Source organism: Mesorhizobium sp. ES1-6 (genome assembly GCF_020164775.1).
Taxonomy (GTDB): domain Bacteria; phylum Pseudomonadota; class Alphaproteobacteria; order Rhizobiales; family Rhizobiaceae; genus Mesorhizobium.
In genome coordinates this window covers 236,693-258,733 of sequence record NZ_JAIUGU010000002.1, presented here as the reverse complement: position 1 = coordinate 258,733, position 22,041 = coordinate 236,693, and the positions used below count along the sequence as shown (strand labels likewise).

At 63.5% G+C, this 22,041-nt stretch carries 22 protein-coding genes; 12 read left to right on the top strand and 10 right to left on the bottom strand.

Annotated features, from left to right (window positions below; all coding sequences use genetic code 11):
- Window positions 1-650 precede the first annotated feature (650 nt).
- Window positions 651-1,973, bottom strand: coding sequence for an MFS transporter (locus LB564_RS05970; protein WP_224535856.1), 1,323 nt, complete (start codon window positions 1,971-1,973; stop codon window positions 651-653).
- A 206-nt stretch (window positions 1,974-2,179) separates the two neighbouring features.
- On the opposite strand from LB564_RS05970, the gene cyoA reads away from it, so the two are divergent.
- Genes cyoA through LB564_RS05935 form a run of 7 tightly spaced genes read left to right on the top strand, consistent with a single transcriptional unit; the run spans window position 2,180 to window position 9,057 of the window.
- Window positions 2,180-3,361 (top strand): ubiquinol oxidase subunit II, encoded by a 1,182-nt coding sequence (gene cyoA / locus LB564_RS05965; RefSeq protein WP_224535854.1) that lies wholly within the window; start codon window positions 2,180-2,182, stop codon window positions 3,359-3,361.
- A gap of 10 nt (window positions 3,362-3,371) precedes the next feature.
- On the top strand, window positions 3,372-5,369 hold the full coding sequence (cyoB, locus tag LB564_RS05960) for a cytochrome o ubiquinol oxidase subunit I (protein WP_224535852.1): 1,998 nt from the start codon (window positions 3,372-3,374) through the stop codon (window positions 5,367-5,369).
- 9 nt (window positions 5,370-5,378) lie between these two features.
- On the top strand, window positions 5,379-6,005 hold the full coding sequence (cyoC, locus tag LB564_RS05955) for a cytochrome o ubiquinol oxidase subunit III (protein ID WP_411910213.1): 627 nt from the start codon (window positions 5,379-5,381) through the stop codon (window positions 6,003-6,005).
- Window positions 6,002-6,379, top strand: coding sequence for a cytochrome o ubiquinol oxidase subunit IV (cyoD, locus tag LB564_RS05950; RefSeq protein WP_224535849.1), 378 nt, complete (start codon window positions 6,002-6,004; stop codon window positions 6,377-6,379). The genes cyoC and cyoD overlap by 4 nt, the downstream gene beginning before the upstream one ends.
- On the top strand, window positions 6,376-7,185 hold the full coding sequence (locus LB564_RS05945; protein WP_224535847.1) for an SURF1 family protein: 810 nt from the start codon (window positions 6,376-6,378) through the stop codon (window positions 7,183-7,185). The genes cyoD and LB564_RS05945 overlap by 4 nt, the downstream gene beginning before the upstream one ends.
- Complete coding sequence (locus tag LB564_RS05940) at window positions 7,182-8,531, top strand: ATP-binding protein (protein WP_224535845.1); 1,350 nt, start codon at window positions 7,182-7,184, stop codon at window positions 8,529-8,531. Before LB564_RS05945 ends, LB564_RS05940 begins: the two co-directional genes overlap by 4 nt.
- Window positions 8,521-9,057 (top strand): response regulator transcription factor, encoded by a 537-nt coding sequence (locus LB564_RS05935; protein ID WP_181173813.1) that lies wholly within the window; start codon window positions 8,521-8,523, stop codon window positions 9,055-9,057. The genes LB564_RS05940 and LB564_RS05935 overlap by 11 nt, the downstream gene beginning before the upstream one ends.
- A 38-nt stretch (window positions 9,058-9,095) precedes the next feature.
- Here the strand turns inward: LB564_RS05935 and LB564_RS05930 are convergent, their stop codons facing one another.
- Window positions 9,096-9,491, bottom strand: coding sequence for a GFA family protein (locus tag LB564_RS05930; RefSeq protein ID WP_224559612.1), 396 nt, complete (start codon window positions 9,489-9,491; stop codon window positions 9,096-9,098).
- 197 nt (window positions 9,492-9,688) lie between these two features.
- On the opposite strand from LB564_RS05930, the gene LB564_RS05925 reads away from it, so the two are divergent.
- Window positions 9,689-10,297 carry a cysteine hydrolase family protein gene (locus tag LB564_RS05925; protein WP_140709294.1) on the top strand — a complete coding sequence of 203 codons (609 nt, stop codon included), beginning with the start codon at window positions 9,689-9,691 and terminating at the stop codon, window positions 10,295-10,297.
- Window positions 10,298-10,388: 91 nt separating this feature from the next.
- Entirely contained in the window at window positions 10,389-11,651 is a 1,263-nt protein-coding gene (locus tag LB564_RS05920) for a DUF763 domain-containing protein (protein WP_224535843.1), read from the top strand.
- A gap of 17 nt (window positions 11,652-11,668) precedes the next feature.
- Here LB564_RS05920 and LB564_RS05915 read toward each other — a convergent pair whose 3' ends face one another.
- Together LB564_RS05915 and LB564_RS05910 are read right to left on the bottom strand one after the other, a co-directional pair.
- Window positions 11,669-11,869, bottom strand: coding sequence for a KTSC domain-containing protein (locus LB564_RS05915; protein WP_224535841.1), 201 nt, complete (start codon window positions 11,867-11,869; stop codon window positions 11,669-11,671).
- Between the two features lie 68 nt (window positions 11,870-11,937).
- A complete protein-coding gene (locus LB564_RS05910) occupies window positions 11,938-12,375 on the bottom strand; it encodes a GFA family protein (protein ID WP_224535840.1) in 438 nt (145 codons plus the stop codon).
- 164 nt (window positions 12,376-12,539) lie between these two features.
- On the opposite strand from LB564_RS05910, the gene LB564_RS05905 reads away from it, so the two are divergent.
- Entirely contained in the window at window positions 12,540-13,151 is a 612-nt protein-coding gene (locus LB564_RS05905; protein ID WP_224535838.1) for an alpha-ketoglutarate-dependent dioxygenase AlkB, read from the top strand.
- A gap of 163 nt (window positions 13,152-13,314) precedes the next feature.
- Here LB564_RS05905 and LB564_RS05900 read toward each other — a convergent pair whose 3' ends face one another.
- Both LB564_RS05900 and LB564_RS05895 read right to left on the bottom strand, forming a co-directional pair.
- Window positions 13,315-14,172 (bottom strand): DUF1236 domain-containing protein, encoded by an 858-nt coding sequence (locus LB564_RS05900; protein WP_224535835.1) that lies wholly within the window; start codon window positions 14,170-14,172, stop codon window positions 13,315-13,317.
- A 122-nt stretch (window positions 14,173-14,294) separates the two neighbouring features.
- Entirely contained in the window at window positions 14,295-15,080 is a 786-nt protein-coding gene (locus LB564_RS05895; protein ID WP_224535833.1) for an SDR family NAD(P)-dependent oxidoreductase, read from the bottom strand.
- A 101-nt stretch (window positions 15,081-15,181) separates the two neighbouring features.
- On the opposite strand from LB564_RS05895, the gene uxuA reads away from it, so the two are divergent.
- Window positions 15,182-16,366, top strand: a complete 1,185-nt coding sequence (uxuA, locus tag LB564_RS05890; RefSeq protein WP_224535831.1) for a mannonate dehydratase — start codon at window positions 15,182-15,184, stop codon at window positions 16,364-16,366.
- A gap of 232 nt (window positions 16,367-16,598) precedes the next feature.
- Window positions 16,599-17,945 (top strand): NAD(P)/FAD-dependent oxidoreductase, encoded by a 1,347-nt coding sequence (locus tag LB564_RS05885; RefSeq protein WP_224535829.1) that lies wholly within the window; start codon window positions 16,599-16,601, stop codon window positions 17,943-17,945.
- Window positions 17,946-18,281: 336 nt separating this feature from the next.
- Here LB564_RS05885 and LB564_RS05880 read toward each other — a convergent pair whose 3' ends face one another.
- The 4 genes from LB564_RS05880 to LB564_RS05865 are packed head-to-tail and all read right to left on the bottom strand — an operon-like array spanning window position 18,282 to window position 21,977.
- A complete protein-coding gene (locus LB564_RS05880) occupies window positions 18,282-19,061 on the bottom strand; it encodes an N-formylglutamate amidohydrolase (RefSeq protein WP_224535827.1) in 780 nt (259 codons plus the stop codon).
- Window positions 19,061-20,383 carry a glutamine synthetase family protein gene (locus tag LB564_RS05875; RefSeq protein WP_224535824.1) on the bottom strand — a complete coding sequence of 441 codons (1,323 nt, stop codon included), beginning with the start codon at window positions 20,381-20,383 and terminating at the stop codon, window positions 19,061-19,063. Before LB564_RS05875 ends, LB564_RS05880 begins: the two co-directional genes overlap by 1 nt.
- Window positions 20,380-21,042, bottom strand: a complete 663-nt coding sequence (locus LB564_RS05870; RefSeq protein WP_224535822.1) for a cysteine hydrolase family protein — start codon at window positions 21,040-21,042, stop codon at window positions 20,380-20,382. Before LB564_RS05870 ends, LB564_RS05875 begins: the two co-directional genes overlap by 4 nt.
- Window positions 21,039-21,977, bottom strand: coding sequence for a MurR/RpiR family transcriptional regulator (locus LB564_RS05865; protein WP_224535820.1), 939 nt, complete (start codon window positions 21,975-21,977; stop codon window positions 21,039-21,041). The genes LB564_RS05870 and LB564_RS05865 overlap by 4 nt, the downstream gene beginning before the upstream one ends.
- Between the last annotated feature and the right edge of the window lie 64 nt (window positions 21,978-22,041).

The window sequence follows — 22,041 nt, the reverse complement described above, 5'->3', positions numbered from 1 at the left end:
CGAGGGCCCCGTACGACAAACGTGTTAAGCGTGCGATATTTGGACCGTGGCCTGGACTTTGAAAGATGGGCTCTCAGCTGCTCGGCGGCATACTCCGGTTGCTGCCATCGTTTTCGAGCAGCATGCCGGTCGCTTGGCGTCGGGTTTGTAAGGGCCGGGTCTGATGCCAGCTCTTATCCGGTGCAGAGCCGATGGATCCGGATGGCACCAGCGACGTAGCATCCCAACGGAGGCCCACTCACGAGAGCCGACCGGCCCCTCACTTCAGAGCCAACTCGTCATGACCTCACCGTCGCGATCCGCTTCAGGCGAGAGACAAAACTTCGTTTGCCACCCGACGGCTTATTTTGGCAGAAACTCCGGGCATTGAGTCTCGCGCACAACGCGGACCAATGCCTCGCCCCGCATGATTGCACGACAAGACCCGTATTCATGCTCTGACCGCCGGCCGGGTTGTGAGTGGCATTGTCACCCCATCACCTGGGCAACTATGCCGTCCCCTGCCTCGCCTCCGCGCTGGACGAACCCGATATCGGCGGCGTATTGCCGTTTCGGCGGGAAGTCGCGGCGCCGGCGGAATAAATCGTGCAGCGAATGCTTGGATGTACGGCGCGCGGCGCGTGACCTGCGCGCGCCAGGTCACGCCGTGTTCAGTCGGCCGGACGGTCCGCGACCGAACGCCGTCCATCGATCCACAAGGCAAGCAAGGTGCAGGCCGCGCCCGAGAGCAGGTAGGCGCCCGCCGCGATAAGGCCGAAATTGCCGGCCAAGAGCAGCGCCGCGAGCGGCGCGAAGCCGGCGCCGAACATCCAGGCTAGATCCGAGGTTATCGCCGAGCCGGTATAGCGATGCTGTCGCGAAAAGCTCGATGCGACGACGCCCGACGACTGCCCGAAGCTCAGCCCCAGCAGGATGAAGCCCAGCACCATGAACAGGGCCTCGCCGACCGTGCCGCCATCCAGAAGCTGCGGGGCAAAGCCGCTGAACGTCGCGATGGCGACCGCCGAACCGATGAGCAGTGCGCGGCGTCCGATGCGATCGGCAAGCGGACCCGACGCGACGATGGCCGCGATGCCGAACAGCGCGCTCACCGCCTCGATCGCCAGGAAGCGTGCCGGGCCTTCATTGGTGAACAGGAACACCCAGGAGAGCGGAAACACCGTCACCATATGGAACAGGGCGAAACTCGCCAGCGGCGCGAAGGCGCCGATGACGACGTTGCGGCCTTCGGCCCTGAGCGTGTCCCTGATGCGCGTGGGCTGCAGGTCGCCGCTCTCGTACAGTTTCGAGAATTCGGGCGTCACCACGATGCGCAGCCTGGCGAACAAGGCCACGACATTGATGGCGAAGGCGACGAAGAAGGGATAGCGCCAGCCCCAGGAAAAGAAGTCGTCGGCCGAAAGATTGGCAACGAAGAAGGCGAAGAGCGAACTCGCGACGATAAGGCCGATCGGCGCGCCCAGCTGCGGGATCATGGCGTAGAAGCCGCGCCGGTTCCGTGGCGCGTTCAGCGCCAGCAGCGAGGGCAGGCCGTCCCATGTTCCGCCAAGCGCCAGCCCCTGTCCGATGCGGGCCAGCGCCAGCAGCCAGATCGCGATGGCACCGATCTCGCCATAGGCGGGAAGGAACGCGATGGCGACGGTCGAGGTGCCGAGCAGGAACAGCGCGATCGTCAGTTTCGCGCCGCGGCCATAGGCGCGATCGACGGCCATGAACAGGACGGAGCCGAAGGGACGGGCTATGAAGGCCAGCGCAAAGATGGCGAAGGAGTAGAGCGTTCCGGCGAGCGGATCATGCGTCGGAAACACCAGCTTGGGGAACACGATGACGGACGCGATCGCGTAGACGAAGAAGTCGAAGAATTCCGACGTCCTGCCCACGATCACGCCGACCGCTATATCGCCCGCGCTGACCTGGCCATGATGCGAGCCGATCAGCTCGCTGTTCGTTTCGGCAGTCGAAGTCTGAGCCATCTTGTCCGTCGCCACCGCGTCGTATGAAATACCCGGGACGCATTTGTAGCAATCCCATTGTGCGCTGCACACTGCGCCAGACCCGGCCCGGCTGGGCATTGGACAAATTGTCCAATGTCACCGCGCCGTCGCCGGCAGTAGCCCTTTGTCGATACCGCACTGCAACATCGCAACGCGTTGTGGCGGTCCATCGAGGGCAGCGTCTGATGAAACGATCTGGAGCCTTGCTTCTGCTTCCGCTGGCCGGGCTGTTGAGCGGCTGCGATATGGTCGTTCTCGCGCCGGCGGGCGATGTAGCGGCCCAGCAGCGCGATCTGCTCGTGGTCTCGACCCTGCTGATGCTCCTCATCATCGTGCCGGTCATGGCGCTGACCATTTTCTTTGCCTGGCGCTACCGGCAATCCAACGCTTCGGCGACCTACGCGCCGGACTGGGATCATTCGACGAAACTGGAACTGGTGATCTGGGCGGCGCCGCTGCTCATCATCATATGCCTCGGCGCGCTGACCTGGCTCGGCACGCATTTGCTCGACCCATACCGCCGCATCGATCGCATCGAACCCGGCCAGCCCGTCACTCAGGACCACAAGCCGCTCCGGGTCGAGGTCGTGGCGCTCGACTGGAAATGGCTGTTCATCTATCCGGACTATGGCATCGCCTCGGTCAACGAACTGGCGGCGCCGGTCAACCAGCCGATCGACTTCCGCATCACCTCGTCGGCGGTGATGAATTCCTTCTACATTCCAGCCCTTGCCGGCCAGATCTATGCCATGCCCGCGATGGAGACGAAGCTGCATGCCGTCATCAACCGGGAGGGTACCTATAGCGGCTTCTCAGCCAATTACAGCGGCGCCGGCTTTTCGGGCATGCGCTTCGCCTTCCACGGCCTGTCCGGCCAGGCTTTCGACGGATGGGTGGCGCAGACCAGGACCGCGTCGGCGAAACTTGACCGCGACAGCTATCTCGAACTCGAAAAGCCGAGCGAGAACGAACCGGTCCGCCACTATGCCTCCGTCGATCCCGATCTCTATGGAGCCATCCTCAATCAGTGCGTCGAGCGCGGCAAGATGTGCATGAACGAAATGATGTCGATCGACGCCAAGGGCGGTCTCGGCCTTGCGGGTGTCCGCAACACCCTGCCGCTGCAATACGACAAGCTTGCCCGGCGTGGCGCGGTGTTCGGAAACGATGCCTCCTATGTCGCCAGCATCTGCACGGCGGAAGAGGCTGCTGCCGTCTCGCGTGCGGCCCGCGATGCCTGGCCGAGCTATTGGCCTGCGAAGAACCTGTCGCCGCTGCGCGGGGCGGGGCTGCTCCGGCCAGGGACAGACAGCCGCAGTGCCGAAGCGGATACGCCGCCGCTTGGCCTGTTGCGGCGTGAATTGTGAGAGACAGCCGATGCCCGACACGCTGACCAGATTCATTTTCGGCCGCCTCACCTTGGAGTCGCTGCCGCTGCACGAGCCGATCGTGGTGGCCACCTTCATCGCGGTGGCGCTCGGCGGCATCGCGCTTCTTGGCGTCATCACCTATTTCAAGCTCTGGACCTATCTGTGGCGCGAGTGGTTCACCAGCGTCGACCACAAGAAGATCGGCATCATGTATATGGTGCTCGGCCTCGTCATGCTTTTGCGCGGCTTTTCGGACGCCATCATGATGCGCCTGCAGCAGGCCATCGCCTTCAACGGCTCCGAAGGCTACCTGAACTCACATCACTACGACCAGATCTTCACCGCGCATGGCGTGATCATGATCTTCTTCGTGGCTATGCCTTTCGTCACCGGGCTGATGAATTTCGTGGTGCCGCTGCAGATCGGCGCGCGCGACGTGTCCTTCCCGTTCCTCAACAATTTCTCGTTCTGGATGACGGTCGGCGGCGCCATCCTGGTCATGGCCTCGCTGTTTGTCGGCGAATTCGCCCGCACCGGCTGGCTCGCCTATCCGCCGCTCTCCGGCATCGGCTACAGTCCCGACGTCGGCGTCGATTATTACATATGGGCGCTGCAGGTGGCGGGCGTCGGCACGACGCTGTCGGGCATCAACCTGATCTGCACCATCATCAAGATGCGCGCGCCCGGCATGACGATGATGCGCATGCCGGTCTTCACCTGGACGTCGCTGTGCACCAACGTGCTTATCGTCGCGTCCTTTCCGGTGCTGACGGCGGTGCTCGCCATGCTGTCGCTCGACCGCTATGTCGGCACCAACTTCTTCACCAACGATTTCGGCGGCAACCCGATGATGTATGTGAACCTCATCTGGATATGGGGTCACCCTGAGGTCTACATCCTCATCCTGCCGTTGTTCGGCGTCTTCTCCGAAGTCACGTCGACCTTCTCCAGCAAGCGCCTGTTCGGCTACACCTCGATGGTCTACGCCACGGTCGTCATCACCATCCTGTCGTACCTGGTTTGGCTGCACCATTTCTTCACCATGGGCTCCGGCGCCAGCGTCAATTCCTTTTTCGGCATCACCACGATGATCATCTCGATTCCGACGGGAGCTAAGATCTTCAACTGGCTGTTCACGATGTATCGGGGCCGCATCCGTTTCGAGCTGCCGATGATGTGGACGGTGGCCTTCATGCTGACCTTCACCGTCGGCGGCATGACCGGCGTGCTGCTTGCCGTGCCGCCGGCGGATTTCGTGCTGCACAACAGCCTGTTCCTGATCGCGCACTTCCACAACGTCATCATCGGCGGCGTGCTGTTCGGTCTGTTCGCCGGCATCGCCTACTGGTGGCCGAAGGCCTTCGGCTTCAAGCTCGATCCGTTCTGGGGCAAGGTCTCGTTCTGGTGCTGGGTGGTCGGCTTCTGGTTCGCCTTCATGCCGCTCTACGTCCTCGGCCTGATGGGTGTGACGCGTCGCATGCGGGTTTTCGATGACCCCTCGCTGCAGATATGGTTCGTCATCGCCGCCTTCGGCGCGGTGCTGATCGCCTTCGGCATAGCGGCTTTCCTGATCCAGATATTCGTCTCCATCCGCAGGCGCGAGGCGCTCGCCGATCCGACCGGTGACCCCTGGGACGGGCGCACGCTCGAATGGTCGACGTCCTCGCCGCCGCCCGCCTACAACTTCGCATTCATGCCGGTCATTCGAGACAACGACGCCTGGTTCGATATGAAGCAGGCCGGCTACGTCAGGCCGCTTGCCGGCTTCAAACCGATCCATATGCCCAGAAACACCGGTACCGGCATGATCCTCGCCGCCTTCAGCGTCGCGCTCGGCTTCGGCATGATCTGGTACATCTGGTGGCTGGCCGCGTTGAGCTTCCTGTGCCTCATCGCCACCGCGATCGGTCACACCTTCAATTATAACAGAGACTTTCACATTCCGGCGGCCGAGGTCACGCGGACGGAGGAGGCGAGGACGACCCTCCTCGCCGTCCGGGGTTAGGGTTTGAGCATGGCATCGACAGCAATCACGGCCGGCACCGAACCGGTCTTTCACCTGGAAGAAGAGCATGCGCACGCCGAAGGCGGCTCCACCATGCTCGGTTTCTGGCTCTATTTGATGAGCGACTGCCTGATCTTCGCCATGCTGTTCGCGGCCTATGGCGTGCTCGGGGGCAACTATGCGGCCGGGCCGGCGCCCAAGGATCTGTTCGACCTCGATCTGGTGGCGGTCAACACCGCCATGCTGCTCTTCTCCTCGATCACCTATGGCTTCGCCATGCTGACCATGGACAAGGGCCGCGTGGCGGCTACGCAGGCCTGGCTTGCCGTGACCGGCCTGTTCGGCCTGGCTTTCCTGTCCATCGAACTCTACGAGTTTTCCCACATGATCCATGAAGGCGCGACGCCGCAGCGCAGCGCCTTCCTGTCGTCCTTCTTCACCCTGGTCGGAACGCACGGCCTGCACGTCACCTTCGGCCTCGTCTGGCTGGTGACGCTGATGACGCAGGTCGCAAGATTTGGCCTCATCGAGGCCAACCGCCGCCGGCTGATGTGCCTCTCGATGTTCTGGCACTTCCTCGACGTCGTCTGGATCGGCGTCTTCACCTTCGTCTATCTGATGGGGATGTTGCGATGAGCGCTCATGATCATGCCGAGGGTCACGCAGACGTCCATGGTGGAGCGGCACATGGATCGTTCCGGGGCTATCTGACGGGCTTCCTTCTGTCGGTGATCCTGACCGCCATCCCATTCTGGCTGGTCATGACCGGCGCCATCGACGACAAGCAGGTCGCGGCCATCGTCATCATGGCCTTCGCGGTCGTGCAGATCGTCGTCCACATGGTCTTCTTCCTGCATATGAACACCGCCTCGGAAGGCGGATGGTCGATGCTGGCGCTGATCTTCACGCTGATTCTGGTCGTCATCGTGCTGACGGGTTCGCTCTGGGTGATGTATCATCTCAACGCCAACATGATGCCGGGACTACACGACATGCGCGAGATGCCATGAACCTGACGTCGGGCTCGGGGAGGACCATTGCCGATGCGGTCGGACAGGCCGGCATCGCTCGGCGCCCCGCGCGGCAGGAGAGCGCAGGCAGGTCATCCGCGTCGCGTATCTTCCTGGCGCTGCTCGGGCTGCTCGGCGTGCTGGTGTTTGTCGGGCTCGGCTTATGGCAGTTGGAAAGACGGGTCTGGAAGCTCGACCTGATCGCCCGTGTCGACCAGCGCATCCATGCCCCGGTTGTCGACGTACCCGGTCCGGAGAACTGGAAAGCCATCAACGCGGCCGGTCATGAATACAGCCATGTGCGATTGGCCGGGCGGTTCCTCGGCGGTGCCAACACGCTGGTGCAGGCGGTGACGGAGCTTGGCGGCGGCTACTGGGTGCTGACGCCGATGCAAACCGACCGTGGCTTCGTCGTGCTGGTCAATCGCGGCTTCATCCCGCCGGAACGCAAGGCGGAATTTGAACGGGAGAGCGGCGGCTTGGCCGCGCCGGCCGTCATCGACGGGTTGTTGCGCATCACCGAGCCTGGCGGCGGCTTCCTGCGCAACAACGATGCCGCGGGCAATCGTTGGTATTCGCGAGACGTCGCCGCCATCGCAACCGCTCGTGGCCTGGCAAAGGCCGCTCCCTATTTCGTCGATGCGGAAGCATCAGGCCCCGATAGCTGGCCGCGCGGCGGGCTGACGGTCGTGACTTTCCGAAACACCCACCTGGTCTATGCTTTGACCTGGTTCACGCTCGCCGCGATGCTCGCCATTGCCTTGGCCAGGCCGATGATCGGCCGCCGGCGGCGGCCAGCAAGATGAGTCTGCCCACGCAAACGTTTCGCCATGACATGTCCCTGGGCGCCGCATCCCTTGCTGGCAACAACGGCGCGGCCCCCAATCCCGAAGCGACGAACAGGAAGAACCTGTTATTGCTCATCCAACTGCGTTGGCTGGCGGTGGCGGGCCAAGTGCTCACCATCCTGGCGACGCAATACTGGTTCGCCATTCCGCTGCCTCTGGCGGAGATGGCCGGCGTGGTGCTTTTCCTGGTCGGCTTGAACATCTTCAGCCTGCTGGTCCTGGGCGGCATAAAGCCGATCACCAACACCCAGCTCTTCGTCGCGCTCATCTTCGACATGGCGGCATTGACGACACAGCTTTACCTGAGCGGCGGCGCGTCCAATCCGTTCGTGTCGCTCTATCTCCTGCAGATCACGCTCGGCGCGGCGCTGCTGACGCCACGGTCGACCTGGATCCTGGTGGCGGCGGCCTCCGCCTGCTTCGTCTTCCTCATCTTCCTCTTCCAACCGATCGCCATTCCGCATCATGGCAGCGATCTCCTGTCCCTGCATATCAGGGGCATGTTCATCTGCTTCGTGCTGGCGGCCGGGCTGATCGTGATCTTCATGACGCGCATCAACCGCAATCTGCGTGAGCGCGACGCCTATCTTGCCGATCTGCGCCAGCGTTCGGCAGAGGAGGACCACATCGTGCGCATGGGCCTGCTGGCTTCCGGCGCCGCGCACGAACTCGGCACGCCGCTCGCCACCATATCCGTCATCCTGTCCGACTGGCGCCAGATGCGCAGCCTTTCGCGCAACCGCGAACTGGCGGCCGATGTGGCCGAAATGCAGGCCCAGATCGAGCGCTGCAAGCACATCGTGTCCGGGATACTGATGTCTTCCGGCCAGGCCAGGGGCGAGGGAACGATACGCACGACCATCCGCGGTTTCCTCGACGATCTGGTCGAGGAATGGCGCACCAGTCGCCAACCCTTCAGGCTGGAATACAACAACGATTTCGACCCGGACGAGCAGATCGTGTCCGACACGGCGCTCAAGCAGGTCATCTTCAACGTGTTCGACAATGCCCAGGAAGCATCGCAGCATTGGGTCGGCGTCACCGCCGAGCGGCAGGGCGACAAGCTGGTGATCTCCGTGCGCGATCGCGGGCCGGGTTTCGACGAAGGTATTCTGGCGGCGCTCGGCCAACCCTATATGTCGAGCAAGGGGCGGCCTGGCGGCGGCCTTGGTCTTTTCCTCGTCGTCAACGTGATGCGGAAACTGGGAGGCGATTTTTCGGCGCGCAACATGGAGCAGGGCGCCTGTGTTACGCTTTCGCTGCCGCTGGCGGCGCTGACCGATGGAGATGACCATGAGGCCTGATCGATCGCTGTTCATCGTCGAGGATGACGTAACCTTCGCCAAAACGCTGAAGCGTTCCTTCGAAAAGCGCGACTACGACGTCATGGTCTGTCACGACAGGGAGGAACTGCTCCGTGCCCTCGAAACAGCCGTTCCGGCCTATGCCGTCGTCGATCTCAAGCTCGGGGCCGGCGGCTCCGGGCTGGAGTGCGTCAAGTTGCTCGGCGCCCGCGATGCTTCGATCAGGATTGTCGTGCTGACCGGGTTTGCCAGCATCGCCACGGCTGTCGAGGCGATCAAGCTCGGCGCCAGCCATTACCTGGCCAAACCCGCCAACACCGATGATATCGAAGCCGCCTTCGGCAGGGCCGAGGGCGATGTTTCGGTGCCTCTTTCCTCGCGTCCCACCTCGATCAAGAATCTGGAATGGGAGCGCATCCACGAAACGTTGGTCGAAACCGGCTTCAACATCTCCGAAACGGCGCGCCGCCTTGGCCTGCATCGGCGCACCTTGGCCCGCAAGCTCGAGAAGCGTGTCGTGAGATAGCGGGAATTCGAGTCGAGCCGCGGTCTTCTTCGCGGCGTCTACCATCGTTCCTCGGTCTCATGGTGCGGCAGGTCTATTCCGCAGCAGACCCAGCCAAGGCGCTGGCTCGATCCATAATTGTAACGAGGCTGCAATGGCGCCGGATCATCGAATGTGCCGACATGCAGCGCGATTTCATGGGGCGATGCGTCATAGGCGAGGCTGAGCGGCGAACCGCAACTTGAGCAGAATCCCCTCAAGGCGATCGGCGACGATCTGCGATAGGCCGGTTCGGCGGCGGTCCAGGCCAGGCTCTGGGACGGTACCCACGCCAGAACCGCGAACGCGCTCCCGGTTGCTCGCCGACACATGTCGCAGTGACAATAGTGGACCCTTGGCTCGCTATCGACAGTGAAGCGAATCCGACCGCAGAGACAACCGCCACTTAGCGTCATCCCGGTGACATCCTGGAATAGCGCGGCCCGAGTCCCGACAGTCTCATGCCAGCCCTCCCTTCAACGCAGCCGAAACGTCAACCAGCTGCGTCGGTTCCAGCGAACGGCCAGGAACGAGTTCCTTGATCCCACGTTCCAAGTCCGGGATGGGGAATGCGAGAGGTCACGATGAACTACCGTTGGTCGGAAATGCCCTGATGTCCATGCCGGGACTGGCATATGGCCCGCTGGGGCAGCGATGCATGCATGTCTGCGTGGATATGCAGAAGCTGTTTGCCGAACCGTCGCCTTGGGCGACGCCTTGGATAACCCGTGTCCTCCCGCGGATCGAGAAGCTTGTGGAAAGGCGGGCGGAACAGACGGTCTTCACGCGCTTCCTGCCTGCGCAAAGACCAGGGCAGGGCGTTGGTACATGGAAGCGCTATTATGAGCGCTGGGCTTCGATGGCCATCGACAACATCGGGCCGGACATGATCGAATTGTTGCCGCCACTGGCCGCTTACTGTCCACCCGCATCAGTTATCGACAAGCACATCTATTCCCCCTGGTTTGAAGGTCGCCTCAGGGCTTTTTTGATGGAGCGCGAGATCGACACGCTGGTCGTCACGGGAGGCGAAACCGACGTGTGCGTCCTGGCCACCGTGCTCGGCGCCATCGATTTCGGCTATCGCGTGGTTCTCGTCACAGACGCCCTGTGCAGTTCTTCCGACGCGACGCATGACGCGCTGCTTACCGTCTATCACCAGCGTTTCGCACAGCAGGTCGAGACGGTCGATATGGAAACGGTTCTCTCGAACTGGGCTTGAGACGCCGGCCCCCGGGTGTAGCACCAGCCTTCCCTGCGGGGCTCGTAGTGCTTATCTGTCACCAATCGCGGACACTGGAGCAGGCAAAGGCGTGGCGCAACGATCGGGCAGTGCGGATCTTCCCCTTCACGGCGGACGCGTGCCGAAATGGCTGGGCGACCGCATGACACGCCTTGGCGCCGTTATGTGCGAGGCGATCATCCATCACTATGGCCGCAACGAATTGCTGCGGCGCCTGGCGCATCCGTTCTGGTTCCAGTCCTTCGGCGCCGTCATGGGCATGGACTGGCATTCGTCAGGCATCACCACCAGCGTCGTCGGTGCCTTGAAACGCGGCCTCACGCCGCTGTCGGGCGAACTCGGCATCCATGTCTGCGGTGGTCGTGGCGCGCATTCGCGCAAGACCCCGCACGAGCTCGCGGCAATAGGCGAGCGCATTGGCTTCGACGGACCGCGCCTGGCCACCGCCAGCCGGCTTGTCGCCAAGGTGGACAGCGCCGCCGTCCAGGACGGTTTCGACCTCTATCTGCATGGCTTCATCGTCACCGATGACGGCGACTGGGTGGTGGTGCAGCAAGGCATGAATGGCGACAGCAAGGTGGCGCGTCGCTACCATTGGCTGTCCGAGGGTTTGAAGAGTTTCGTCGACCAGCCGCATGCGGCCATCGAGGGCGCCAACCAGGGCGAGATCGTCAACCTGACCGACCGGCGCGCCGAAGCCTCGCGCCGGGGGCAGCTGGATCTTCTGCAGGATCTCGGGCCGGACCGTATCCTGCGGGAATTCGCCGCTCTGGAACCCGGTGCCGCGCCGGCTCCGGCGCAGCCGCTGCTGCCGCATCTGGTCATGCCGGCCCACCACGATGTCCGCGAGAGCGATGTCGTGATGCATCGCCTGCACGGCAACATGGCAGCCGCCGCCGAGCGGGGCCCAGCCGATTTTGCCGAGCTTCTTCTGGTCCCCGGAGTCGGCGCCCGCACGGTGCGCGCTCTGGCCCTCGTCGCCGAAGTGGTGCATGGCGCGCCGTGCCGGTTTTCGGACCCCGGCCGTTTCTCGCTGGCGCATGGCGGCAAGGACAGGCATCCGTTCCCTGTCCCGCTCAAGGTCTATGACGAGACGATCGGCGTGCTGAAATCCGCCGTGCAAAAAGCAAGGCTTGGTCGCGAAGAGGAAATCGGCGCCTTGAGACGGCTCGACGATCAGTCGCGCCAGGTCGAGCGATACGTCACCGGCCCCAGCCTCAAGGAAATCGTCGCCGGCGAGTTCGACCAGTCGCATCTGTTGGGTGGCCGTAGCGTCTTTGGCTGGGAACCGGCGCCGGACAAGGCGCCCACCACGCAGAACAAGAAGGCATGACGGTCCGCTGACGGCGATCACGCCACGCGACGGTACCTGTGGTGGTCCTTGATGAATTTATTGAAGAAGCGGCCTTTCGAAGGGGCGCGCATGAACGCCGCGTAGGTGGCCGGGGCGACTTCCTCATAGTCGTAGCGGTTGCCATGCGGCACGAACCAGACCGAGAGGATCCTGGTCACGGGATCGTATTGCGTGTTGCGAACAACGGTTGACGGCATGGTGGCACCTGACGGGTCATCCGGATAAACCCGCCAGGCATGGCCCGGTTCCGTACCGCCCGAACTCGCTACCTGTCGCGTGGATTGCCGAAATTCGCGTCGCGCTGCCTCGAATATCGATCGATGCGCGGCAGCTCGTCGGCAAAGTCGACCCAAGGCAGCCTGAGGTCCCAATAGGCGTGCGCCTGTGGCCGCAGCCCTTCAGGTTTGTCGAAGAAACCGATCGTCAGATAAAGCTCGTCAGGCAAGCCTTCGTCGCTATAGCCTATCGAACTCCCGCAATCGGAGCAGAAAGTGCGGACAACGCCCGGCGTCCTGGAAAAGGCCTTTGGCGTGCCCCTCAAAAGGCGGAACTGGCTCGGCCGATATCCGACCCAGATGGTCAGTGGACCGCCGATCGCCTTGCGGCAATCATCATCGTGATCATAGCATATCCAGAAGGGCTCACCGTCCATGGCAGCTGCAATCGCCCCGCAAAAGCAGGTCCCCGTTTCAACGCGCGGCATCCGGTACTCCAAGGCTAGACCATGTCCGACGGCATCCGACGGGGCCGCCCTTTCCTAAACTTTCACGCCGCTCCGGCGTTCCGTTGCGCCCTTTGGCGACGTGTCCAGGAGGCAAGCGCGGTTCCTATATTGCCTTGTGGTCCGGCCCTCACCATCTAGGCACAATGTCGCCGCTCAAACCGAAAACCGCCGGCCGTGTGGCCCAGCACGATCTCTTCGGCGCCGTTCAGGATGAGCTGCCGGAGGGTTTCGCCTACCAGCCGGAACTGATCACGCCGCAAGAGGAAATCGAACTCGCCCGGCATCTTGAGGAACTGCCCTTCAAGGCCTTCGACTTCCATGGCCATCTGGCGAACCGGCGTGTCGTCGGTTTTGGCCTTCGCTACGATTATGACCGGCGAGAAGTGGTCGAGGCGCCGCCGATACCTGATTTTCTTTTGCCCTTGCGCGAAAAGGTCGCGGCTTTTGCGGGCCGGCCCGTCGAAACTTTTGCGCAGGTCCTGATCAATGAGTACCGGCCCGGCGCTGGTATCGGCTGGCACCGCGACAAGCCCCATTTCGAGGACGTCGCGGGCGTTTCCCTGCTGGCGCCCTGCGATTTTCGCCTTCGGCGCAAGAACGGGTCTAAATGGGAACGTCGGACCATCACCGTCGAGCCGAGATCGGCCTATCTCATGACAGGGCCGTCGCGGTCGCAATGGGAGCACAGCATCCCGCCGCTCGCCGAGCACCGCTACTCGATCACCTTGCGGACATTGCGGCCTCACAATCCCTGAGCATGCGCTGAGGTTTGCACCGGGAAAGCTTTCCGCATCATCTCTACATCAGTGCTCAACCCGACCCGCGTGCAGCGGGGCGGGTTGAACGATCTTGTGCTTTAACCCTTGTTATCAGGCAACTTTTTAGCGGAAGCGCTACGCACTTTTCCGTGGAATTGCCCTAGGTCAGTACCAGCACGATCTTGTATGTATCCGGATCCACGATGACGATCCGGCCGTCGGCGAGGACGAAATACTCGTATGCCTCGTAAGCCGGGACGAGTTTCACGATGCGAGCCGGCAAGCGATGCAGCCTGACCTTATGACGCGGAACTTCGATGCCGACGGAGACGTCGAAGTCGATGTTGGTCACCGGTTCGACCTTGGTTTCCCTGATCACATGGGTGATCTCGGTCTTCTGTTCGACCGTCACATTGTTGATGGACGCGGTCGAGGTCTTGTCCTGCGTCGAGGTTTTGCCCTGAGCCTGCTGGTCGGTCTGGACCTTGGTCTTGTCCCGGGCCTGCTGGTCGGTGGTGGCGCCGGCCTTGCCCTGGGCCTGCTGGTCGGTCTGGACCTTGGTCTTGTCCTGGGCCTGCTGATCAGTGCTGGTGCCGGCCTTGCCCTGCGCCTGCTGGTCGGTCTTGGTGCCAGCCTTGCCCTGTGCCTGCTGATCGGTTTGGACCTTGGTCTTGTCCTGGGCCTGCTGGTCGGTCTTGGTGCCAGCCTTGCCCTGGGCCTCCTGGTCGGTCTGGACCTTGGCCTTACCCTGGGCCTGCTGGTCCGTAGCGGCGCCGGCCTTACCCTGGGCCTGCTCGTCGGTCTTCATCTTGGCCTTGCCCTGAGCCTGCTGGTCAGTCTGGGACTTGGTACCCTCTGCCTGGCTCTTCATCTTCGAACCGCTCTGGCAGTTGGTCGCCCCGGAAGCGCAATTGGTGTCCGCTCCCGATTGGCTTTCGGCGGGCTGCTGCGTCTGAGCCATCGCCGCCCCGCAGCCGAGTCCGATCGCCAGCATGCTGGTCATGAGAACATGTTTCATAGGAAATCTCCTTCGGAGAGTTCGTCCCTTCAAGGGGGAGAACTTCGACCAAAAAAGATTGTTCCGAACTGGATGCGTTGATGTCACCACGCCCGATGGAGCAGAGACCGGACTTCATGGCCCTATTTCACGCCGATGCCGGCGGTGAGGCCGCCATCAATCTTGTAGTCGGCGCCTGTGCAGAAGCCGGCCTTAGACGAGCACAGGAAAGCGATGAGTTCCGCCACTTCCTCCGGTTCGCCTATGCGGCCTAGCGGATGGGCCGCGCCGAAGCGCCTGTAGGCTTCTTCGACATCGGCGTCGCTGCCGCCGGCGCCACGCGCGGCCTTTTCGAGTATCGGTGTACGGATCGAACCCGGGCTGACCGAATTCACCCTTATGCCTGATCTCGCGTAGTCGAGCGCCAGCGACCGCGTCAGCGTATGGATGGCGCCTTTGGTCGTGGCATAGGCGGCGACGTTCTGCTGGCAGGCGAAGCCCTGCACCGAAGCGACGTTGACGATGGCGCCGCCGCCGCGTTTGATCATCTCCGGAATGCCGAAATGGGCGGTCAGATAGATCGAGCCGACATTGACCGTCATCGCCCGGTTCCAGGTGTCCCAGTCGGTCGTCGTCGCCGTCCCGTAGGGATGGACCGCGGCGGAATTGACGATGACATCGATGCCGCCGAATTTCGCGACACCGGCCGCGACAGCATCGCGAACCTGCTCGGAAACGGAGACGTCAACCGTCTGCACCAGCGCGTCCGCTCCGGATTTGGCGAGGCTCTCCTGCATGGCGGCATTGGCTGCCCGGTCGATGCCGCAGGCGATGATCGCAGCACCCCCAGCCGCCAGGCGTTTGGCGGTTGCCAGGCCGATACCCGTCGTCCCGGTCACCAATGCAACCTTGCCGTCAAAATCCTTCATCGCGGAAGCTCCTTCATTCGCCATCGAAACCAGCCCTCAGTTTGACACTCATCGTGGTCAAACAATAGGTTGCCGGTCTCTTGTAAGAAGGAAAAGCTGCAATGGAACAGTGCTGGCGCTGGTACGGACCTGACGACCCGGTGACACTCGATCATGTCAAGCAGGCCGGCGCCACCGGCGTGGTTTCAGCCCTTCACCAGATCTATGACGGCAGGGCCTGGCCTGAAGCCGATGTGCTCGAACGCAAGAAGCTCATCGAAGCGGCTGGGCTGACCTGGTCGGTTGTCGAGAGCATCCCGGTGCACAATTCCTTCAAGATCGGCGCGCCGGAGCGCGAGCGCTATGCCGGCTATTATCGCGACAGCATCCGCGCGCTCGCCAAGGCCGGCATCCAGACCATCTGCTACAATTTCATGCCAGTGGTGGACTGGACCCGCACCGATCTGGCCTACCGGCTGCCGACGACCGGTTATGCCTTGCGTTTCGACGCCATCGACTTCGCCGCCTATGATCTCTTCGTGCTGCGGCGCAAGAACGGCGCGGCCAGCTACACGCCGGCGCGCATCGCCGAGGCCGAGCAGCGGCTGAAGGTGCTGACGCCGGAGCGGATCGACGAGATCGAGCGCAACCTGATTGCCGGCCTGCCGGCAACCGAGCGCAAATATGACCGCGAAAGTTTTCGCGAAGCCCTGGCGGAATACGATGCGATCGGGCCAAAGGAATTGCGCGACAACCTGGCCTGGTTCCTGCGCGAGATCATTCCGGCGGCCGAAGAGGAAGGGGTGCGCATGTGCATCCATCCCGACGATCCCCCGTTCTCGCTCTATGGCCTGCCGCGCGTCGTTTCGACGGCCGAGGATGCGCGTTTCATCCTCGATGCCGTCGACAGCCCCGCCAATGGACTGACCTTCTGCACCGGCTCCTATGGCACGCGCGCCGACAACGACATTGTCGCCATGGTCAAGGAATTCGCCGACCGTATCCATTTCGTCCATCTGCGCAACATCACCATCGAGGCGGACGGCTCGTTCTATGAGGCCGAGCATCTCGAAGGCGGCACGGACATGGCGCATGTCATCCTTGCCTTGATGCAGGAAGAGAAGCGCCGCCGCGAGCAGGGGCGGGCCGACTGGCAAATCCCGATGCGGCCCGACCATGGCCATCTGCTCGCCGACGACATCGGCAAGAAGAAGATCAACCCCGGCTATTCGCTCATCGGCCGGCTGAAGGGCCTTGCCGAATTGCGCGGCATCATGCGTGCGGTGGAGCGATTCGGATTGGCCTGAAGCCGTGAAGCAAGCTGCCTATCGCTGCCGTGACCTGGGTCTCGAAGTCTGCGTGCGGCGACGAGAAGCTGCCCGACGGTGGTCAACAGTTTGATCGAGCTGGCACGCTGGATTTCGAGGCTGGCCGTGTAGTGCTCGTCGACACATCATGGCTGGCCAGCCTCCCATGAAAGCGGGCGACTTCGCGCCCCCGGGCATGGGCGAAGGGCAATGCTTATGGAAAGGACATCCTTTGACGACCTTCCCTTTCACTGAAGCCAGTCCGATCCAGTTTCAGGCTCCGCTGCCGAAGACGTCGGATGTGGTGATTGTCGGCGGTGGCGTCATCGGCGTCACCACGGCGTTGTTCCTGGCCCGGCGCAACATATCCGTGACATTGCTGGAAAAGGGCCGCATCGCCGCCGAGCAATCCTCGCGCAATTGGGGCTGGATCCGCCAGCAGGGCCGCGATGCGGACGAATTGCCTATCGTCATCGAGGCACAGCGTCTCTGGCGTCAACTGGCCGAGGAATGCGGCGAGGACATAGGCCTGACGCAGACGGGCGTGACCTATCTTGCGCGTACCGACAAGGAAATGGCCGATTTCGCCAAGTTCCTGAAGATCGCACAGGCGCATGGCGTCGACACGCGCCTCCTCGATCAAGGCGAGACCGCCAAGCTGATCCCGGCCATGTCACGCCCCTTCAAGGGCGCCATGACCACGCCGTCGGACATGCGCGCCGAGCCCTGGGTCGCCGTGCCGGCCCTTGCCCGCCTGGCCGCGCGTGCGGGTGTCACCATCATCGAGAACTGCGCGGCACGCATGCTCGATATCTCCGCCGGACGCATCAGCGGTGTCTGGACCGAGAAAGGCCGCATCGCGACGTCGAGCGTGCTTGTCGCCAGCGGCGCCTGGACATCGCTGTTCCTGCGCGCGCACGGCGTCTCGATCCCGCAGCTCAGCGTCCGCACGACCGTCGCGGCGACGGCGCCGATGCCGGAAATCCATGCCGGTGCCGCCGCCGACGAACGCATCGCCTTCCGGCGCAGAAAAGATGGCGGGTACACGCTTGCCGCGGGAGGCAGCCACCTGCTCTATGTCGGGCCGGATGCATTGCGCCACGCACCCAAATATCTGCCCGCCTTGAAGGCAAATCCCTTTGGCACACGCTACCTGCCGGCGGCGCCGCGCGCATTTCCGGACAGCTGGTCAACGCCGCGCAAATGGGACGCGGACAAGGAAAGCCCGTTCGAAAGGATGCGCGTTCTCAATCCCGCCCCCGAGGCCAAGGCTCTTCGCGCCATCGACCGTGGGTTCAGGGGGCTATTCCGGCAATTCGCCGCAGTGCCGCTCAAGGCCAGTTGGGCCGGCATGATCGATGCGATGCCGGATGTCGTGCCCGTGGTCGATCGCGCCGCCGCGGTTCCGGGTCTCGTCATCGCGACGGGAATGAGCGGCCATGGCTTCGGCATAGGCCCTGGCTTTGGCCGCCTCCTGTCCGACTTGATCCAGGGCAACGAGACGGGACACAAGCTTCACAGGTTCCGCCTATCCCGGTTCAGCGACGGCAGCCCAATCCTGATGGGGCCATCGCTTTAGCGAGATTGCCCTGCCGCCGGTTGGGAGGGCAGGTCGGGTCGGGAGGCCTAATGCAGGGGCCATGTAAATGGCCGCGATCTTTCGATCGAGGCGCTACTGCAAACCGGCGTGCTGCCGGGCATGAAGGCGGCCTTTCCCGTGATCGGCGTCGATTGCGGCCCGACCCGCGCGGATGGCGCTGGGCGGGTGCCGATGCCGAGCATCGCATGCGCGCCGTTCTCGCTAGCCCGGCGATCAAGAAGTGGCTGGCGTGAGCCGCGGCTTCGTTGCCCATCATGCGAGCGCGGCGCTGATGGCGAGAAGCGCGGCTTGCCGACCTACACGATGATCGCGGCGTCACGTCCGCGCCGGCTGAGATGCCTCCGCTTCATGCGCGGGCAGCGCCGCCACCAGCCGGTCGGCCCATTCCTCGATGCCGGAGCGGTTCGCCAGCAGATCCTGCCTTATCTCGACAAGCACGGCTGGGATGCCGCGATCATCGCCATGGATGGGCACGGCGTAATCGGCGTCGCGGCTGATCACATAGGGCACGTTGGCTTCGACATTGAGTGACGCGTCGGTACGCAGGCCCGAAAGGATCGCCGCGGCGAGATCGGCCGCATGGTCATGCAGCACGCCCGCATGCCATGGCCTGGCGACACCGAGGAACACAGGCGTGAAGGAATGGATGGTCACGATTCGTGTCGGCCTGGCTTCGGCCATCCGGCGGTCGAGAAATGCCGCCACCCGGTCATGGAACGGCGAAAACATGATTTGCGCGCGTCGGTTTCGTTCCGCCGCGCCGATGCCGGCATTGCCGGGAATATCGGTATCTTCCGACAGCACAGGGATGCTGCCCGGGCTGCCCAGCGGCCGGTTGAGATCGATCAGCAGCCGGGAATAGCCGCTCAAGAACGCCGCCGCATCGAGCCGGGCCGACAGCAGGCGCGTCACCTCCGCGGCACCGATGTCCCAGGCGATGTGGCGTTGCAGATGCCTGGCATCGAGCCCGAGCCGGCCATACTCGGCCGGCATGTGGTTGGACGCATGCTCGCACAACAGCACGATGTCGCAGCGGCCGTGCTCGTTGAGAACCTCGACGGCGTCGGGCCAATCTTTTTCAGTCCGCGCGGTCATCAATAAAGCGTCCGGTAGAGATCGCAGATGGCAGCGGGATCAAGGCCGGCCAGGCGGTCGGCTTCATGCCGCTTCAGCCCGACGAAGGTCTCGATGAAGATCGGCGCGAACCAGCCCGTGACGGTGTGGTCGGCCAGCAGTGCGTCCAGCGCCGCCGGCAAGGTCTCGGGCAGCCGCACCAGACCGAGCTTTGCCCGTTCCTCCTCGCTCATCAGCGTCGGGTCGCCGGTGACCAGCGGCGGCGAGGGCAGGTCCGCCTTCAGTCCCTCCAGCCCGGCGCGGATAATCGCCGCCAGCGACAGATAAGGATTGCCGGTGGCGTCGGCCGCCCGGTACTCGACATTGTACTGCCGTGCCGGATCGCGCCCGCCGATCGTCACCGTCGGACAGATGCGCAGCGATGCCTCGCGGTCGCGGTCCGCGAGCCAGGTATAGGACGAGCTCCAGCTATGCGGCTTCAGCCGGTAGAAGGACGACACGCTCGACGCCGTCATGGCGGTGATCGCCGGCAGGTGACGCAGCACGCCGGCGCAGAAGGCGCCGGCCTTGGTGGACAGGCCGCCGGGTTGCGCTGGATCGTAGGTCACCGGCTTGCCAGCTTCGTCGACGAAGCTGAAATGGATGTGCACGCCATTGCCGACGGCGTCGGGGGCGATCTTGGGCGCGAAGCTCGCGCGCCAGCCGGCGTTGCGCGCCACTTCGCGCGTGATCTCGCGGATGGCGACGGCACGGTCGGCTGCCATCAGCGCATCGGCCGGCTCGTGCGTCACTTCGAACTGTTCACTGCCGAATTCGGCGATGACCACTTCAGGCCCGACGCCTGCCTCTTCGAGCGCGGCCATCAGATTGGGGGCGAACGGATCGGTGCGGCGCAGCGCGGCGAAGGACATCGAATGCGCCGGCGCGAAACTGCCGTCGGCAATGTGGAATTCGTGCTCGAAGGCGGCGATGACGGAAAGGCCGGTGGCCGCCTTGAGTTCCGCCAGCGCATCCCGCAGCATGGTGCGCGTGCAGCCGAGCCAGGGGCTGCCGTCGAGCTCGACGATGTCGCCCGCCACCATGTCGAACGGCGTCGCCGCTCCCGTCCGTTCGGTGCGGAAGCGCGCCTTGAGGTCGGGGATCAGACGCAGGTCGCCGGACGAGCCCCAGGGATTGGGATCGACGATCGAATTGAACGGCGTCATCGACAGATTGGCCTGCAGCCAGCCGACACCGGTCGTGGCGGTCTTCTGCAGCCTGCTTTCGACGACGAAGCGGCCCCGTGTGATGGCGGCGAGATCCGTGGTGACGACGGCGACGAGGGGCTCAACGGCAGATATCATGCAATTTTTCCCAAAGCGTTGAAGCGGTTGACGACGGTATCGGTGTCCGTGACCCAGCAATAACCGCCGAAGGCCTTCAGCGCGATCTCGTGGCGCTCCTGGGTGATGGTGGCGCAGGCATCCGACACGCAGGTGACGAGGTAGCCGCGGTCGGCGCCGTCGCGCACCGTCATGTCGACGCACTGGTCGGTCAGCACGCCGACCACGACGAGGTAGCGGATGCCGAGGTTCTTCAGGAGATAGTCGACATTGGTCGAGTTGAAGATGCCCGACGAGGTCTTCGGTAGCATGATCTCGTCGCCGACCGGCGCCAGCGAAGCCACCGGCAGGCCTTCGGGAAGGCTGGGCGCGACATGAATCGGCGTCAGCTTGTGGTCGAGCGAGCGGTCGCGGCCGTCTTCGGTCAGGCTCTGGATGATGGTGTGCAGCACTTCCACGCCATTGGCCCGCGCCGCCGCCAGCAGGCGCTCCTGGTTGGGGATCGTCCGCGAGGCTGTCTGCCGATAGAAATAATGATCGGGGCCGCGCTCCGGATGCGAGGGGTCGGCACCCGGCTCCAGCCAGATACGCTGCATGTCGACCATCAGCAGCGCCGTCTCGCCGGCACGGAAGGCTTCGTCTCGCTTGGGTAGGGCCTGTTTGGATGAGGCTTGGGTCATGCTTTGCCGTCCTGCTTTGCTGCTTTGGGTCCGGGTGTCTTGCGTGGGCCAACTGTCTGGCGTGCGCCGTTCCCATCCGGATCGTTGTCGAGCGTCACCGCATTGGCGTGTCGCACTTTCTCGATCCGCTCGATGCGAGCCCGTGCCTGGTCGTCCAGCGTTGAAACGATATGGGCGGTCAGCGCCTCCATCTGTGCGATCGCCGGCGCCAGCGTGTCGTAGGGCGATGCGACTTCGAGCGGGCTGACGATGGTGACTTCGGCGAGATCGGCTATCGGCGACAGCCACTGGTCGGTGAAGAGAAGAATGCGCACGTCGAGTGCCGAGGCCTGGCGTGCGTAGGCCATCACGTCGAGCTGGTAGCGGCGATAGTCGAAGACGATGAGCACGTCGCGGCGGCCGAGGTCGGCCAGCGTGTCGAACGCCTGGGGAGAGAGCACGCCGAGATCGCGGACCCCGGAGCGGAATTGCCCGAGATATCCGGCCAGCATACCGGCGATATGGCGGCTGAACCGGCCACCAACCAGCACGATCTCGCCCTTGGCCTCCATCAGCAGGCGGGCGGCCCGCTCGTAGGTCTGGACAGGTGTCGCGGCGGTGGCTTTCTGCAGGGCCGCGGTGACGGAATCGAAATAGGCGAGCACCGCGCTGTCGCTGGAGCCGCTTTTCCGCTTTGCCTCCATCATCAGCAGCGGCGAATGCAGCCGGGCCTCGACCTCGGCGAGCAGCTTTGCCTGGAAGTCCGGAAACCCCTCATAGCCGAGTTTGACCACCAGCCGGACCACGGTGGGATCGCTGACGCCGGCACGCCGGGCAAGCGACGAGGCGGTGCCGAGGCCTGAGGTCGGATAGTCCGTCAACAGCAGCCGGACGATCTTTTCCTCCGACGGTGTCAGCACCAGATCCCCGCGCATCAGAACATCGCGTATCGCCATTGGCCTCCCCGAAAAGCGTGTTGGGCTCTCAGCCTCGTTGTGTCGAGTTTATTACAGGGATTTT